Here is a 14,287-nt window from a genome sequence, read left to right as displayed (position 1 = left end):
GAACCCGCTACGGACCGCGCCCGTCCGTCCCTACGACGAAGGAAGCCGCGTCACCTTGGAGACCTTGCACGTCATCTTGCCCGGGACCTTGCCGAGCCCCTGGGCCTTCTGCACCGACTTCTGCCCCGCCGCCAGATCGGTCGCCGTCGCCAGCCCCGAAGCCCGGCGCGTGCCCTCCCCGTCCACGAACTCCACGGACACGATGTAGGACGCCTGGGCGTCGCCGTGGTTCACGATCTCCACATCCGCATCCGGCCACTCGGTCAACGAGTCCACCGCGCACCGGGTGATCCGCACATCGCCCTCACCGTCCGTGCCCTCCAGGGCCGGCAACTCCGTGGGCGCATCCGAGGCATCCCCCGGCGCGGGCGCACCACTCGCGGCAGGTGCCCCGCTCTCCGTGCCCTCCACCGCCGACGGCTTCGACTTGGCCGAGGGCGAGTCCCCACCACCGGCCACGGCGATCAGCACGCCGAGCACCAGCAACACGGCCACCCCGCCGAGCACCGACAACGTGACGATCAACCCGGTACGGGACTTCTTGACCGGCTGCGGATAGCCATACGCCCCGGGCCCCGGCGCCTGCGGCCACTGCGCATAGGGCGACGGCGCCTGCTGGGGTGGCTGGGGCGGCTGAGGCATCTGGCCGGAACCGGGCTGAGGCTCCTGACCGGGCTGGGGCGGCGGATAGCCGTACGACATGTGTATCCCCCCTGGGACATAACTGACGTGACCAGGACACATTACGACGCCCCCGGACTTGTCCCTCCTCAGGGGAGCCCCGAGAGCCAGAGCCATGAACAACCCTGCCGCCGAACACCGCCCGCCCGCTCCGCTGATGCGCCCCGGACACCCCGAACCTAAACTGACGAAGCCACGAAACCCCCAGGTGAGGGAGGCATCCCATGGCCAAGCGAGGCAACAAGCGCCGCGCCCGCAAGAAGAAGAACGCCAACCACGGCAAGCGCCCCAACGCCTGAACCACACCCACCGATCAAAGCCGCCGTGCCTCCCGGCCGTTCACAGCCGGGAGGCACGGCCGAGGCACTCAAGCTGGACCGAGCCGATAATCAGTCATCTTCGACGTACTCGGGAGCTGGTGACCAGGTTTCGGGCAGTTCATCACCGGGCTCGCCCGAGACGAGGCGCGGATAGCGGTCATGCCACCACTTGCCGCGGCGATGGCCGAGGGCAGTCTCCTGCTTCCGCATCGGAGCCGTAGCCGCAGCGAATCGCTCATCCAAGCCGTCCAAAAGGGACTGGCGGAGTGCACGCACTCGGGCGGTCAGGAGAGGCCACGCTTCGTACAGCCAATCCCGACAGAACAGTTCGTTGTGGTACCCCCAGGCCCATTGGGTATCGACACCCTCCTCGATGTCCTCCACAACCAGGCGCCACTGGTCCAGCGCCTCGTTCAGAGTCCAACCGCTCCGGTACCTGCTCGACAGCATCCGCATGGCTACGAGGACGGACTCGTAATCCTCTGCGGTCAGCGCGACATCCTCACGGTCATCCACGTGGGCACCATACGTCGACGCCAATGGACGGAACGAGCAATACCCAGGCCTTGTAAGTTCGGTCGGGCGCCCGACGTGGCCCCGGTGTCCCGCCGCCATGACGACCGGACAGAGGTGCCCATGTACGCCCCTGTCCGGCGTCGTTGATGTCAGCGGTGGATGCGAAAGACCCCTGTGTCTCGCTGTGGGATGCTGCCGCGCCGGACACGTTGCGGACACGCTCAGCCGTCGGCTTCTTGATCCTTTTGACTTCGAGGAAGGGTTAGCGAGATCGACCACATAGCCGCGAACCAGCCGAAGCCGAAAGGCAGGCCATCCCATGGCTGCGGCAACGCGTGTTGGAGAACGGTCGTCCCCACGCAGATGGACAGGAGCCCGGGAAACCCTCTGGCACATAAGTGGCACAACGCCCGTGCCCGCCACAATCACGGAGCAACGAGCAAGGCCCAGGCTCCCGGGTTCACTACCGGCGGCCTGGGCCTTTGTCCTGCTTCCTGCTGGTGGGCGCGGACGGTTTCGAACCGCCGACATCTGCTTTGTAAGAGCAGCGCTCTACCCCTGAGCTACGCACCCGTGGATGAGGCAACAGCGTACATGGACTACGGCCTGTGGTCACAAACGATTCCCGGCGGCGAGGGGACGACGGGCCCGTGCGGGGGATATCCCCACCCCGCACACGGTGGCCGTCCGGATTCTGGCGGGCGGGGGATGGTACGTACGGTGAAGTCCGCACCGTCGGGTGCACGCGCCGTTCGACCATGGGGGAAAGATCATCGTGGCCATTCGCACCCGTACTCTCGTCGCGTCCGGTGGCGCCGTACTCATGGCGCTCGTGCTCAGCGGTTGTGGCAGTACGGACGTGAGCGACGCGCCTGCCGAGCACAAGTCGTTCGCGCTGAGCGGGAAGACGCTGACCATCCGTTCCGGGCAGTCGTCCGTGGAGCTCGTGCCGGCCGATGTGCAGAAGGTCGAGGTGACCCGTCGGGTCGACGGTTGGGTGATGTTCGGGGACGGGCCCGATCCCCGGTGGGAGATGCGGGACGACACCCTCACGCTCGGGGTGAAGTGCGATGCGCTGATCAGCGACTGTGCCGCGGAGCATCAGGTGAAGGTGCCGCGAGGGGTGGCGGTGGTCGTGGAGGGGAACAACGGGAAGATCGTCGCCTCCGGGTTCCGTACGCCGCTCACGCTCACCGCCGACAACGGCAAGGTGACCGTCCGGGACTCCACCGGGCCGCTCAAGCTGGCCAGCGACAACGGGGCCATCGCCGCCGAGGGGGTCTCGGCCCGGTCCGTGTCCGCGCGGTCCGACAACGGCAGCATCCGGCTGGGGTTCACCGCCGTGCCGGATCTCGTGGACGCCGTGAGCGACAACGGGGCGATCACCATCGGTCTTCCGGGCGGCTCCGTGAAGTACGCGGTGGACGCCGCCGCCGACAACGGGCGTACCTCGGTGGACGTGCCGCGCGGCGACGGCAGCGGTCATGTGGTGAAGGCCCGGAGCGACAACGGTGAAGTCACCGTCCGAAGCGTGAACTAACCGGCCCGTGTGTTCGTCCTTACCTGGTGGGACAATGTACCGGGCAGGGCGAAACGGCACGGGAGAGGGATGTGACGGCGACACACGCGCAGCCGCGGGCGAGAGCGGGTGGCAGTTCCGCCGTCAGGGACGTCTTCGTGCTGATGCTGTTGCCGGTGCCGCTGCTCGCGGCCTCGCTGCCCGCCGCCTTCGCCGGTGGCGGTACGAGGCGCTGGTTCGGCGGGCGCGGGGAGAGTCAGCGCGCCGAGGCGCAGGCCGCGAAGGATGCCGCCGCGTCGGCCTTCTACGAGCTGGACACTGCCCAGCGCGATCTGCGGATCTCCATCGAGACGATCACCGCGGTGGACAGTTCGCCCGCCGCGCGCAAGGCCGTGGACGACTTCGCCGCTCTCGGGCGGCGGATCGACGAGGTCAGCCATACGTACATCACGGCAGTCGACGCGCACGACCTGGACCGGGACGATCTGGAGCACTCGGTCGCCTCCCGTGCGCGGGCCGAGCTGACCACGGCCAAGGACGAGCTGGTACGGGTCAAGGCCGAGCTGGACCGGTTCGCGCAGGGGCTCGGTCCGCTGCTGGGCAGTGCGGAGACGCAGCTCGCACGGCTCGCGCCCGCCGTGGAGCGGGCCCGGCAGGCTCTGCTGGGCGCGAGCAACGCTCTCGACGCGGTGCGCGCGTCCGGGCTGCGGGCGGATGATCTCGCGGCCCGGCTGGCGGCTCTCGCCCCCGAGCTGACCAAGCTCAACCAGGGCGCCGGGCGGCACGGTGTCGCTGAGACCCTGCAGCGCGCCGATCGGGTGCTGCGCGATGCCGAGGCGGTACGGGCCGAAGCGGACAAGCTGCCCGAGCGCGCCGCCGAGATCGACCACCGGCTGGTGTCGCTGCGTACGCGCGCCCAGGCGCTGACCACCCGGGCGGGCTCGGTGGAGCCGGTGCTGAGCGAGCTGCGGCGGCGGTTCTCCGCGGCGTGCTGGCAAGATCTCCAGCCCGTGCCCGAGCAGGCGGCCGTCAATGTGCGGCAGGCCGAGGAGAAGCTGAAGGAAGCCGCCCAGGCGCGGGATGAGCAGCGGTGGGCCGATGCGACGTCCCGGCTGAGGACGGTCCGCGCCCTGCTGAACGCCACGGACGAGGCGGTGTCCGCGGCCGGTGACCGGCTGTACCGGCTGGATGGAGTGGCCAAGGATCCGCAGGCGGAGATCCAGCGGACCCGGTTCGCGGTCCGTGACGCCCAGCGCCTGGCCATGGACGGCCGCAGCACACCCGATCCGCGCCATGCCCGTCCACTGGACGATGCCGTGGCCCGGCTCGATCGCGCCGTCGTCGCGCTCGACGGGCGGCACCCCGACTACTGGCACTTCCTGACCGAGACCGAGGCGGTACGGCAGACAGCCGCGCGGGTGGTCTCCGAGATCCGCGAGGAGCGCGGGGCGGGCACCTGAGCCGTGCCGGACGAGCCGCACCGGGGGAACCATCGCGGGTGAGCCGTGCCGGACGAGCCGTGGCGGATGAGCCGTGCCGGCTGCCCGCCGCCACGTCAGGGGGCTCTGGTGTGCGGTGGCAGGGCCTTGGGCGGATCCTGGTAGTACGCCCGAAGGAGACGACCGCCATGGCCACCCATGTGCTGCATTCCACGGGGCGACGGGCCCCCCGCCGCCGCAAGGCCACCCGGCTCGACAAGCATTTGCCGGTCGATCACCGGCTCAGCCGCGTCTATCGGGTCGGGGCGGGGCTGATGGGGCTGGTGCTGCTCGCCTTCGGTGTCCTGGGGCTGATCGACAAGATCGGTTTCTTCAACACCGGCGGAGCCACCGTCGCGGGCCTCAACACCAACGGCGCCCTGAGCGTCCTGTCCATCTGCGTCGGCCTGCTCCTGTTCATCGGGATGGTGATCGGCGGCAACTTCGCCTCGACACTCAACATGATTCTGGGCATCGCCTTCATCCTCAGCGGCTTCGTCAATCTCGCGCTGCTGGAGACCGACTACAACTTCCTCGCCTTCCGCATCCAGAACGTGCTGTTCAGCTTCGTGGTCGGCCTGATGCTGATGGTCTTCGGGATGTACGGACGGGTCAGCGGCGGCCTCCCGCACGACAACCCGTACTGGCGGGCGCGCCACCCCGAGGAGGCCGAGCGGGAGATGCGGCTGAGCCGGAGGGCGAGCACGCCGCCGATGCCGGTCGTCCGGCATGACCTCTGAGGCCGGGGTCGCGGTTAGCCTGGGGCCATGCCTCGTTACGAATTCCGCTGCCGCTCCTGCGGAGACACGTTCGAAATCAGCCGTCCGATGGCTCAGTCGTCCGACCCGGCCTCCTGCCCCGCCGGACACGCCGACACCGTGAAGCTGCTCTCCACCGTGGCCGTCGGCGGGTCGTCCGCCAAGTCCGCTCCCGCCGCCCCGTCGGCCGGTGCCGGCGGTGGCGGGGGCGGGGGCGGTTGCTGCGGTGGGGGCTGCTGCGGCTGAGTGCAGGGCCCCGGACCCGGTCCGGTAGCGGGTATCCCCGGGCCTGGTCCGAGAGCCGGTGCCCCGGGCCTGCTCCGATGGCCGGTGCCCCGGGCCCGGCTCCAACGCCTGCGGGAGAGGTTCAGGTCCAACGCCTGCGGGAGAGAGTCAGGTCTAACGCCTGCGGGAGAGAGTCAGGCCGTCGGACACGGTGAGCAGCACGCTGTCCATCCGCGAGTCGGCGGCCACATGCTCGTTGAACTCCTTGATCGCCGCCGCTCCACCGGTCGCGTGCGGGTCGGTCACCCCGCCGTGGAAGAGCACGTTGTCCGTGACGATCAGGCCGCCCTGCCGCATCCGGGGCACCAGCTCCTCCCAGTACGGGATGTAGTTGCCCTTGTCCGCGTCGAGGTAGGCGAGATCGATGTGCGGCTCGGCCGGCATCGCCCGCAGTGTGTCCAGCGCGGGGGCGATGCGGAGCTCGATCCGGTCCGCGACGCCCGCCTTCTCCCAGGCCTCCCGGCCGTAGGCGGTCCACTCCTCCGAGATGTCGCAGGCGATCAGCCGGCCGTCGGCGGGCAGTGCCTGTGCCATCGACAGGGCGGAGAATCCGGTGAACGTGCCGACCTCCACGATGTGCCGGGCCCCGGTCAGCCGGACGAGGAAGGCGAGCAACGGGCCCTGCTCCTCGGCCGACTGCATGCCGGCCTGCTCGGGCAGGCGGGCGTACGTGGTCTCGACGAGCTCGCGCTGCACCGGGTCGAGCGGTGGGTTGTGCGCCAGCATGTACGCGTACAGCTCGTCGGTGATCTTGGTTTCGTTGCCCTTGGTCATCCTGTGCGCTCCTCGTCCGCCGATCGGCCGGTGACCTCTCCGTCTCCGTCCGCTGTCAGGACGATCTTGCCTCGCCGGCGGCCCGGAGGAAGTGCCGGAGGATCTCCTCGCCGGCCGCCACGCCACGCTCGGCCGTCACTTCGGCGTGCGGGGCGCTCCAGCCGGTGTCGGCCAGTTCGCCGTGGGCCGGGCGCCAGGCGCGGTCGGCGGCGAGGAGCAGATCGGCGTCCAGGAGGCTGTCACCGGCGGCGAGGGTGAGCGCGGCACCGGTGCGCCGGGCCACCTCGTTCATGGCGGCGCTCTTGGTGAGCGGGCCCGGGACGGCGTAGATCTTGCGGCCCTGGAGGGAGACCGTCCAGCCCCGCGTCAGGGCCCACTCCCCCAGTTCCTTGACCCAGTCCTCGGGCAGCAGCGGGCGTTCCACCACGAGGTAGGCGAAGAGGTCCTCGGCCACCCGTTCCTTGAGCAGCCAGGCGGGGTCGGCGGCGGCCAGGAGGTGGGCGCGGACCTCGGCGAGGGAGGCGCATTCCTCGGCGAGCCTGCGGGCCACCTGCCGCTGCCAGACACGGTCGGACTCGCCGTCCACGAGCAGGTGTCCGCCGTTGGCGCAGATCGCGAACCGCGGTGCGGGACCGGGCAGGTGAATGCGTCCGTACTGCTCACGGGTGCGGGTGGTCGTCGGGACGAAGACCGTGGTGCGGGCCAGCTCGTCCAGGAGCGCCGCGGCCGTCTCCGTCAGGTAGGAGAGCGGCTTGTGGTCGTAGACCTCCACGCAGAGCAGCCGGGGCGCCTCGGCGTCCGGCATGGCCAGCTGGAGTGCGGCCGAGGAGTAGATCAGGGTGCGGTCGAGGTCGCTCGCGACGAGCGTCACGGGGGTGGCCGCCGTATCGGCCGGGGGTGCCGGGGTGGTCACTTGGACTCCACCGCCCTGCCGTCCGCGCCCGTCGCGCCCCGGGTGTACTTCGGGTGGATCAGACCCACGCAGGTGTACGGGAGTCCGTCGACCTCCTCCACCGGTACGCCCCGCTGCTCGGCCAGCAGACGGATGTGTTCGAGGTCCGCGCCCGCCCCCCGCTTGGCGAGGATCTTCCACGGGACGCGCCGCAGCAGTACGCGGGTCGTCTCGCCGACGCCCGGCTTGACCAGGTTCACGTCGTGGATGCCGTACTCCTCGCTGATGCGCTCCACCGCGGCCCAGCCCTCCCAGGTGGGCGCGCGGTCGGCCGCGAGCAGCTCCTTGACCTCGGCGTCCACCGCGTCGGCGACCTCGTCGAAGTGCGCGGCGACGGTGTCGAGGAAGTGGCCGGACACATCGGTGTCCGCGAGCTCCCGGTAGAACTTCGCGCCGTGGAAGTCCTCGGGGCCCACCAGGTCGGCGCGCAGGACGGTCCGCGAGATCAGCCCGGAGACCGTGGAGTTGAGGCAGGCGGACGGGATGAGGAAGTCCTCGCGGGTGCCGTAGGTGCGGACGCAGCCGCCCGGGTCGGCCAGCACCGCGATCTCCGGGTCGAACCCGTCGAACTCGGCGAGCGCCGCGGAGAGTTCGCGGGTGATCGCGCCCTTGCCGGTCCAGCCGTCGACGAAGACGACGTCCGCCGGGTCGTGGTGGGCGGCCAGCCAGCGCAGCGCGTTGGCGTCGATGCCCCGGCCGCGCACGATGGAGACGGCGTAGTGCGGCAGGTCGATTCCGTGCCGGTGCCGGGCCCAGCGGCGCATCAGTACGCCGACGGGCGTACCGGCCCTGGCGAGCGAGACCAGGACCGGGCGGGGAGTGCGCTCGGCGAGGACGGTCTCGGTGACGGTGCCCACGGCGCGGGCGACTCGGGCGGCCGACAGCTCCAGTGCCGCCTTGAACAGCTCCTGGTACTGGTCGGACGGCTGGTACTCGACGGGCAGCGACTCGGCGTAGTGCGCGCCACCGCTCTGTATCGCCTCCTCGCGCTCCTCGGTGGGCGCCTCCAGCTCGGTGTCCGAGAGGTCCTGGAGCAGCCAGCCGACCTCGTCCGGCGCGTAGGAGGAGAAGGCGGGGCCGCGGAGGGGCTCGGGCAGCATGGGGGGTTCCTGCCGTTCGGAGGCGTACGGGTCGGGGGCCGACCGGGCGTACGGGGGTGTGTACGAGGGGACGACCGCGAGCAGGACACGGTCGGTGTGCGCGGCGAGCTGCGCCAACAGGCCGTCCGGGGCGTGGAGTTCGGGAGTGTCGGCGGCGGAGTCGACGGCGAGCACCACGGCGTCGAAACCGGCGCCGGCGACGTTGTACGCGTACCGGTCACCGGGCCCGTCGGCCGGGTCGTCGTGGGCCGGGAAGACCAGCCGGGTCCGTATCGCGTAGCCCGGGTCGTCCACGGCGAGGACGGGGGAACGGGTGGTGGTGGAGTAGCGCACCTCGGCGTCGGTGTGGTCCTCCAGGGCCGTGCCCAGACGCAGGGGGGCGTACATCAGCTCCTCGAAGCCGAGGACCAGTACGCGGCGGGCGTCGCCCAGGGCTCCGGCTATCCGGGCGGCCATGGCGGGGAGCGCGGGTTCCAGGGCGGCCCGGTGGGCGGGGGTGAAGCCGTGCCGTCCGCCGTCCGGCACACCGGCGGGCCAGCGGAGGTCCACCCGGGTGCAGGGCCTGTGTCCCTGATCGACGACGGCTCCGGGGCCGGCCTGCGACTCGTGTGCGGCGACCAGTGCCTGGCCCTTCTCCAGGACGCCCGCCGGGAGGGTGACCGTGCCCGAGCCGCGCGCCACCAGGTCGACCCGGGCTCCGATCTCCGCGGCGAACTCGGTCAGCCGCCCCCGGTCGGCCGGGGACCTCATGTCCACCAGGGCGACGATGACGTAACGGCTCCGCGGGTACCGCTCGTGCAGTGCGCGGATGGTGTTGAGCACGGTGTTGCCCGTGGAGAACTCGTCGTCCACCAGCACCAGCGGCGCGTCGGAGACGGCGCCCGGCGAGGGTGCCGGACCGAGGTCGCCCGCCAGCAGATCCGGGTCCTCCGGGAGCAGCAGATGCGAGGTGGCGTGCGAGTGGGACTCCTCGAAGCCGCCCGCCCGCGCCACACCCTCGACGGGGCGACGGGTCGAGTGGAGGTACGGTGCCACGCCCAGCCCGTCGGCGACCGCGTGGCCGAGGCCGGTGGCCGTCTCCGCGTAACCGAGCACGACAGCCCGGCGTGCCTCGGCTTCACCGAGGAGTTCGCGCACCCGCCGGCCGAGCTCGAATCCGGTGCCGTACACCACGGAGGGCTTCTGCGGCACATGCTTGCCGAGCACGTTCGACACGAGGAGGTGGGCCCGCTTGGGGTTGCGGCGCAGGGCGAGTCCCAGCAGGTCCTTCAGCTCCCTGTCGCCGTCCGGCTTCCCGTCACCGACGAGCTCGACGCCCAGTCGCTCCGCCACCCAGCTGCCCGACCACACCACGTCCGCCGTCTCCTTCTCTGCCGTTGCCGTTCGCCCGGCTCTGCCGTTCGTCCAGCCGTTGCCGTTCGTCCGGCTCCGCCGTTCATCCCGCGTCCACTCGGCGGGACACGCTCGTGCCCCGCCCCGCGCTCACTCCGCGAGGCCCGCGGCCAGCAGCTCCACGAAGCCGGCGTCCTGCCTCGCCACGCCGAAGACCTCGGCCCGTAGCAGGGTCCGCTCGGCCCAGGCGCGGTGCGGCTTCACTTCGTTCATCTTGTTCGTGTACGCGGAGCGCATGACGCCACCGCCGCCGCGCTCCGGCCGCAGGATGTCCTGGGCGTCGCTGTACTCCTCGTGGCTGACCACGGACAGCGCGTGCACGGGCGCGACGTGCGACGGGTGGATGCAGGTCTTGCCGAGCAGACCGTTGGCCCGGTCGAGCTCGATCTCGCGCAGCAGGCCGTCCAGGTCGTGCTCAATCAGTGCCGTGCGCAGCTCCTCGGCCCGGCCCTCCAGGAACGGGCTGCGGCGCAGCTGGGGCTTGAACATGCGCTCCTGGAGCCGGAAGTACTCCCACACGGGCCCGGTGATCGTGAAGCCGGTGCCGTCCGCACGGCCCAGCACATTGACCACGTCGGCGATGACGGCGCCGACGATCTGCACGTCGTACGCCGTCATGTCGGGCGCCCTGCGCAGTCCGTACGCCGAGCAGAAATCGGTGACACCGAGGCGCAGCGCGAGCACCCGGTCGCGGTACTTGTCGACGGTGCGGGCTATTCCCTGGAGCGTTTCGCCCCGGGTCTCCAGATACAGCAGCTCCGGCGATTCGAGAACGGGCATCGCGAACAGACGCCGCCCGCATGCCTTCTCCGCGTTGGTGAGCGCTTCCATGAAGGGCACGCCACGCTCTTCGGTGAACTTCGGAAGTACAAAACCAGACAACATCCGGACGGTGTCGCCGAGGCGGTGCACCAGATCGGCTATCTGGTCCGGCTCCCGGACCCGGATGAAGAGCAGGGGCACCTCGACGCCACGTGCGTCGAGGTCGGCGAACTGCCTGACCAGGTTCTCCTCGGCACCGGCGACCTCGGAGTCGTCGATCGAATCCTCCAGGCACAGCACCATCGAGACAACGCCGCGTCCGGCCTGCTTGATGACGTCGTCAGCAAGTCTGGGCCGGGTGGCGGGGCTGTACAGGGTCGCTCCCAGGGCGGCCGACAGCACGCGGGCCGATGAATCCGAACCGAACTCGCACGGCTCCTGGAAGAACAGACCCTTCCTCGCAGCGGGCGCAATATGCCCGAAATGACGCATGTAACTCCCCCGAACTGCCTGACCGGCCGGACAACGCATGGCCGGTAATAGTACGTACGGACGGGTGTCAAGAGTTCCCCACGTGCATGAATTCCGGGTAACTCGTCCATTTCCCGATGGGTGGGTATGCCCCGGCCCCTGTTCTTCCGGCGTATCCGCGACACATCCGGTGTGCCCCCCGCGTTGTCCGCGCGGGCAGCCAACAGGCAGGATGACGGGCATGACGCACGCGATGGTGAAAGGCTCGAACGTCCCTCTGGACGCCATGGCCGTACGGGCCGTTCTGCGCTGGACCCCGGGCGCCGGAATTCCGGATGTGGACGCCTCGGCCCTGCTGCTCGGAGCCGGCGGCCGCGTGCGCTCGGACGAGGACTTCGTCTTCTACAACCAGCCCCGCCACCCCTCCGGCCTGGTACGACGACTGCCGAAGCGCAGTGTCGCCGAGGGGCTCACGGACACCATCGAGGCCGATCTGGGCGGGCTGGACGCCTCGGTCGAGCAGGTGGTCGTCGCCGCGTCCTCCGACGGCGCCGCATTCGCTCAGGTGCGCGATCTGCGCATCCTGCTGTACGACTCGGCGTCGGCCGACGGGGAGCCGCTCGCGGTCTTCGACGTGCGGCCGGAGACCGGCGAGGAGACGGCGATCATCTGCGGCGAGCTCTACCGGCGCGGCGATGGCTGGAAATTCCGGGCCGTGGGGCAGGGATATCCGACCGGGCTGGTCGGCCTGGCGACCGCCTTCGGCATCTCGGTCGACGAGACCGCGGCGGCGGAGCCCGACCCGGCCCCGTCGTCCGCGGCGGCTGCCGCGCCCGTGCCCGGGTTCCCGCCCGCGCCCCAATTCCCTCCGGCGGCGCCCGGCCCCGACGAACAGGCCACGGTCCAGCACCAGCAGCCCGCGTACGGCTATCCGCAGCCCGCTGCCCAGCCGGCCCCCCAGCCCGCGTACGGGTACCCCCAGCCCGCCGCACAGCCGGCCCACGCCTACCCGCAACCCGCCGCCGCCGCGGCACCCGCCCCGGACCCGAATTTCGTGCTGCCGCCGCAGGGGCCGCAGTTCGTGCGGTCCTGAGACGGACGCGGAGGCGCCGCCGGGCGGAGGCGGCACCGGCACGACCCGAAGCGCCCACGCCCACACAGGCCGGGGCGCTCAGGTCCGGGACTTGTAGCCGCGCCCCCACTGCATGCCGAAGCCGTACAGCCGGTCCAGCTCCGACTGGAACCCGTAGACGAACTTCACCTCGCGCCGCACGATCAGCTCGTCCTTGGTGTTGTCCACCGTGAACACGGCGCAGGAGCGGGCCTCCGGGGCGTGTTCGTCGAGTTCGATCTCGATCCGCGGGCCGTTGCCCGGGTAGAGCGTCACCTTGGCGTGGGTACGGTCGAAGGCCGGTGTCTGGTCGTAGATGTAGACGAAGAACAGCAGCCGTTTGATCTGGTCGCGCTGGTCGAGATTGACGTAGACCGTCTCACCCGACGGCGCCCCGAAGCGGTCGTCCCCGCTGAGCCGGATGTACGGCGGCGCGTTCAGGTCGCCGAGGAGGTTGCCCAGCGGCTGGACGACGCCCCTGGTGCCGTCCTTCAGTTCGTACATGCAGCCCAGGTCCAGGTCGACGTTGACCATGCCCTGGGTGTGGGCCTGGACCGGTTCGGGCTGGAAGAGCTTCAGCGGCCGCAGCAGCCGGCCGCTCTGCCGCGACCGGCCCATGATGTCCGACGTACGCATCTGCCAGGAGAGGTTGACCCGCAGATTGCCGGTCAGCGCACCCTGTTTGGTGAGCGAGACCGTGGCGTGCCGCCGGGTGAGCACGATGGAGTTGGTCGCCGCGCTGCCCGACTCGAACTGTGCCTCCCGCCGCGGCCACAGGCCGTCCCAGAACGCCATCCCCAACCCCCATGCATCTCAGTGGAAAAGTGCCCCGTCCCACGGCCGGCCCGCGCCTCGGCGGGGGCGCCCGCATCACTGCGGGGCGGCCGCGGGGCCGGGTCCGGATGTCTCCGGAGAACCGTTGCCTCACGGACCGCCCCGCTGAGAGCGTTCCTCAATCCCTACCGGGTCACACCCCGGACGGGACTTCCGCCTTGGAACCCTCGTCGTTGCCGCCTTCGGCTTCCATCGCCTTGTTGCGCCGGACCGAGGACCAGAAGGACCAGGCGATCAGCACGACACCGGTCAGGCCGGTGATGAGCTCGTTGATCTGGTACTGGATGGTGACGAGCAGGAGCACCGCCAGCGCACCGATGGCGTAGTGGGCGCCGTGCTCCAGGTAGACGTAGTCGTCGAGCGTGCCCTGGCGGACCAGGTAGACCGTGAGCGAACGGACGTACATGGCGCCGATACCGAGGCCGAGGGCCATCAGCACGATCTCGTTGGTGACGGCGAAGGCGCCGATGACACCGTCGAACGAGAAGGACGCGTCGAGCACTTCCAGGTAGAGGAACATGAAGAACGCGGCCTTGCCGGCGAGCACGACGGAGGAAACCTTCTTGCCGCTCCGCTTGGCCTCTTCCTCGGCCTCGTTCTCGCGCTCTTCCTCCTCCTCCAGCTTGTTCTCGAAGAAGCCGGAGAGACCGCCGACGATGAGGTACGTGATCAGACCGGCGACACCGGCGAGCAGGACCGTCTCCGCCTTGTCCGCGTGACCGCCACCGTGCTGGTGTGCGTTGGTCGCGACGGTCATGGCCGCGACCAGCAGCACGATCAGCGAGATGCAGACCGACAGCATGTCGACCTTGCCGAGCTTGGCGAGCGGGCGCTCGATCCAGCGCAGCCACTGGATGTCACGGTCCTCGAAAATGAAGTCGAGGAAGATCATCAGCAGGAACATGCCACCGAACGCGGCGATCGCCGGGTGGGCGTCGGTGACGAGTTCCTGATAGCGCTCGGGCTGGTTGAAGGAGAGATCGACCGCCTCGATCGGACCGATCTTGGCGGTGATGGCCACGATCACGACGGGGAACACCAGCCGCATACCGAAGACCGCGATGAGCACGCCGACCGTCAGGAAGATCTTCTGCCAGAAGGCATTCATCTTCTTCAGGATTCCGGCGTTGACCACCGCATTGTCGAAGGACAGCGAGATCTCCAGGACGGAAAGAATCGCGACGACACCGAAGGCTTCCCACCCCCCGTAGATCCAAGCTGCGGCAAGGCCGAGCGCGGTAACCGCGAACGACCAGCCGAAGGTTTTCAGAAGCACTGGCTACCCCATCGTGTATGTAACGGGTCTCCCCCGAGATGTACGGGGCTCCCCCGCG

General features: G+C 70.0%; 13 protein-coding genes and 1 tRNA gene. 5 read left to right on the top strand and 9 right to left on the bottom strand.

Translation table 11 applies throughout. The annotated features are described in order from the left end of the window. Positions 1-30 precede the first annotated feature (30 nt). The 3 genes from EES42_RS10610 to EES42_RS10600 form a co-directional block, all read right to left on the bottom strand. Entirely contained in the window at positions 31-702 is a 672-nt protein-coding gene (locus tag EES42_RS10610) for a hypothetical protein (RefSeq protein ID WP_124717876.1), read from the bottom strand. Positions 703-1,070: 368 nt separating this feature from the next. Next, positions 1,071-1,517 (bottom strand): hypothetical protein, encoded by a 447-nt coding sequence (locus tag EES42_RS10605; protein WP_124717875.1) that lies wholly within the window; start codon positions 1,515-1,517, stop codon positions 1,071-1,073. Positions 1,518-2,015: 498 nt separating this feature from the next. Further along, positions 2,016-2,090 (bottom strand) — tRNA-Val (locus EES42_RS10600). A gap of 250 nt (positions 2,091-2,340) precedes the next feature. Here EES42_RS10600 and EES42_RS10595 point away from each other — a divergent pair. From EES42_RS10595 to EES42_RS10580, 4 genes are all read left to right on the top strand, one after another. Beyond that, positions 2,341-3,057 carry a DUF4097 family beta strand repeat-containing protein gene (locus EES42_RS10595; protein WP_124718492.1) on the top strand — a complete coding sequence of 239 codons (717 nt, stop codon included), beginning with the start codon at positions 2,341-2,343 and terminating at the stop codon, positions 3,055-3,057. A gap of 71 nt (positions 3,058-3,128) precedes the next feature. Beyond that, complete coding sequence (locus EES42_RS10590; RefSeq protein WP_124717874.1) at positions 3,129-4,496, top strand: hypothetical protein; 1,368 nt, start codon at positions 3,129-3,131, stop codon at positions 4,494-4,496. Between the two features lie 167 nt (positions 4,497-4,663). Continuing rightward, entirely contained in the window at positions 4,664-5,254 is a 591-nt protein-coding gene (locus EES42_RS10585; RefSeq protein WP_124717873.1) for a DUF4383 domain-containing protein, read from the top strand. Positions 5,255-5,281: 27 nt separating this feature from the next. Beyond that, entirely contained in the window at positions 5,282-5,518 is a 237-nt protein-coding gene (locus tag EES42_RS10580; protein ID WP_124717872.1) for an FmdB family zinc ribbon protein, read from the top strand. Positions 5,519-5,671: 153 nt separating this feature from the next. Here the strand turns inward: EES42_RS10580 and EES42_RS10575 are convergent, their stop codons facing one another. The 4 genes from EES42_RS10575 to EES42_RS10560 all read right to left on the bottom strand — a co-directional run bounded on the left by EES42_RS10575 (position 5,672) and on the right by EES42_RS10560 (position 11,029). After that, complete coding sequence (locus EES42_RS10575; RefSeq protein ID WP_124717871.1) at positions 5,672-6,331, bottom strand: O-methyltransferase; 660 nt, start codon at positions 6,329-6,331, stop codon at positions 5,672-5,674. Between the two features lie 55 nt (positions 6,332-6,386). Continuing rightward, a complete protein-coding gene (locus EES42_RS10570; RefSeq protein WP_124717870.1) occupies positions 6,387-7,244 on the bottom strand; it encodes an HAD family hydrolase in 858 nt (285 codons plus the stop codon). Continuing rightward, positions 7,241-9,736, bottom strand: a complete 2,496-nt coding sequence (locus tag EES42_RS10565; RefSeq protein WP_241196348.1) for a phosphoribosyltransferase — start codon at positions 9,734-9,736, stop codon at positions 7,241-7,243. Before EES42_RS10565 ends, EES42_RS10570 begins: the two co-directional genes overlap by 4 nt. A 129-nt stretch (positions 9,737-9,865) precedes the next feature. After that, positions 9,866-11,029: an HpcH/HpaI aldolase/citrate lyase family protein gene (locus tag EES42_RS10560; RefSeq protein WP_124717869.1), complete on the bottom strand. Its 1,164-nt coding sequence runs from the start codon at positions 11,027-11,029 to the stop codon at positions 9,866-9,868. 220 nt (positions 11,030-11,249) lie between these two features. On the opposite strand from EES42_RS10560, the gene EES42_RS10555 reads away from it, so the two are divergent. Next, complete coding sequence (locus EES42_RS10555; RefSeq protein WP_124717868.1) at positions 11,250-12,101, top strand: TerD family protein; 852 nt, start codon at positions 11,250-11,252, stop codon at positions 12,099-12,101. Between the two features lie 78 nt (positions 12,102-12,179). Here the strand turns inward: EES42_RS10555 and EES42_RS10550 are convergent, their stop codons facing one another. Both EES42_RS10550 and EES42_RS10545 read right to left on the bottom strand, forming a co-directional pair. Next, entirely contained in the window at positions 12,180-12,914 is a 735-nt protein-coding gene (locus tag EES42_RS10550) for a TerD family protein (protein WP_124717867.1), read from the bottom strand. A 172-nt stretch (positions 12,915-13,086) separates the two neighbouring features. Then, positions 13,087-14,229 carry a DUF475 domain-containing protein gene (locus tag EES42_RS10545; RefSeq protein WP_124717866.1) on the bottom strand — a complete coding sequence of 381 codons (1,143 nt, stop codon included), beginning with the start codon at positions 14,227-14,229 and terminating at the stop codon, positions 13,087-13,089. Positions 14,230-14,287: the final 58 nt, after the last annotated feature.

Origin of the sequence: Streptomyces sp. ADI95-17, from assembly GCF_003846175.1 — a bacterium.
GTDB lineage: Bacteria > Actinomycetota > Actinomycetes > Streptomycetales > Streptomycetaceae > Streptomyces > Streptomyces sanglieri.
This window is presented reverse-complemented; position numbering and strand designations above follow the sequence as displayed.

What these genes read in the sequence shown, in the direction of transcription:
- EES42_RS10610 (WP_124717876.1), bottom strand. Translation starts at nt 702, where the DNA reads ATGTCGTACGGCTATCCGCCGCCCCAGCCCGGTCAGGAGCCTCAGCCC.
- EES42_RS10595 (WP_124718492.1), top strand. Translation starts at nt 2,341, where the DNA reads ATGGCGCTCGTGCTCAGCGGTTGTGGCAGTACGGACGTGAGCGACGCG.
- EES42_RS10585 (WP_124717873.1), top strand. Translation starts at nt 4,664, where the DNA reads ATGGCCACCCATGTGCTGCATTCCACGGGGCGACGGGCCCCCCGCCGC.
- EES42_RS10580 (WP_124717872.1), top strand. Translation starts at nt 5,282, where the DNA reads ATGCCTCGTTACGAATTCCGCTGCCGCTCCTGCGGAGACACGTTCGAA.
- EES42_RS10575 (WP_124717871.1), bottom strand. Translation starts at nt 6,331, where the DNA reads ATGACCAAGGGCAACGAAACCAAGATCACCGACGAGCTGTACGCGTAC.
- EES42_RS10560 (WP_124717869.1), bottom strand. Translation starts at nt 11,029, where the DNA reads ATGCGTCATTTCGGGCATATTGCGCCCGCTGCGAGGAAGGGTCTGTTC.
- EES42_RS10555 (WP_124717868.1), top strand. Translation starts at nt 11,250, where the DNA reads ATGACGCACGCGATGGTGAAAGGCTCGAACGTCCCTCTGGACGCCATG.
- EES42_RS10550 (WP_124717867.1), bottom strand. Translation starts at nt 12,914, where the DNA reads ATGGCGTTCTGGGACGGCCTGTGGCCGCGGCGGGAGGCACAGTTCGAG.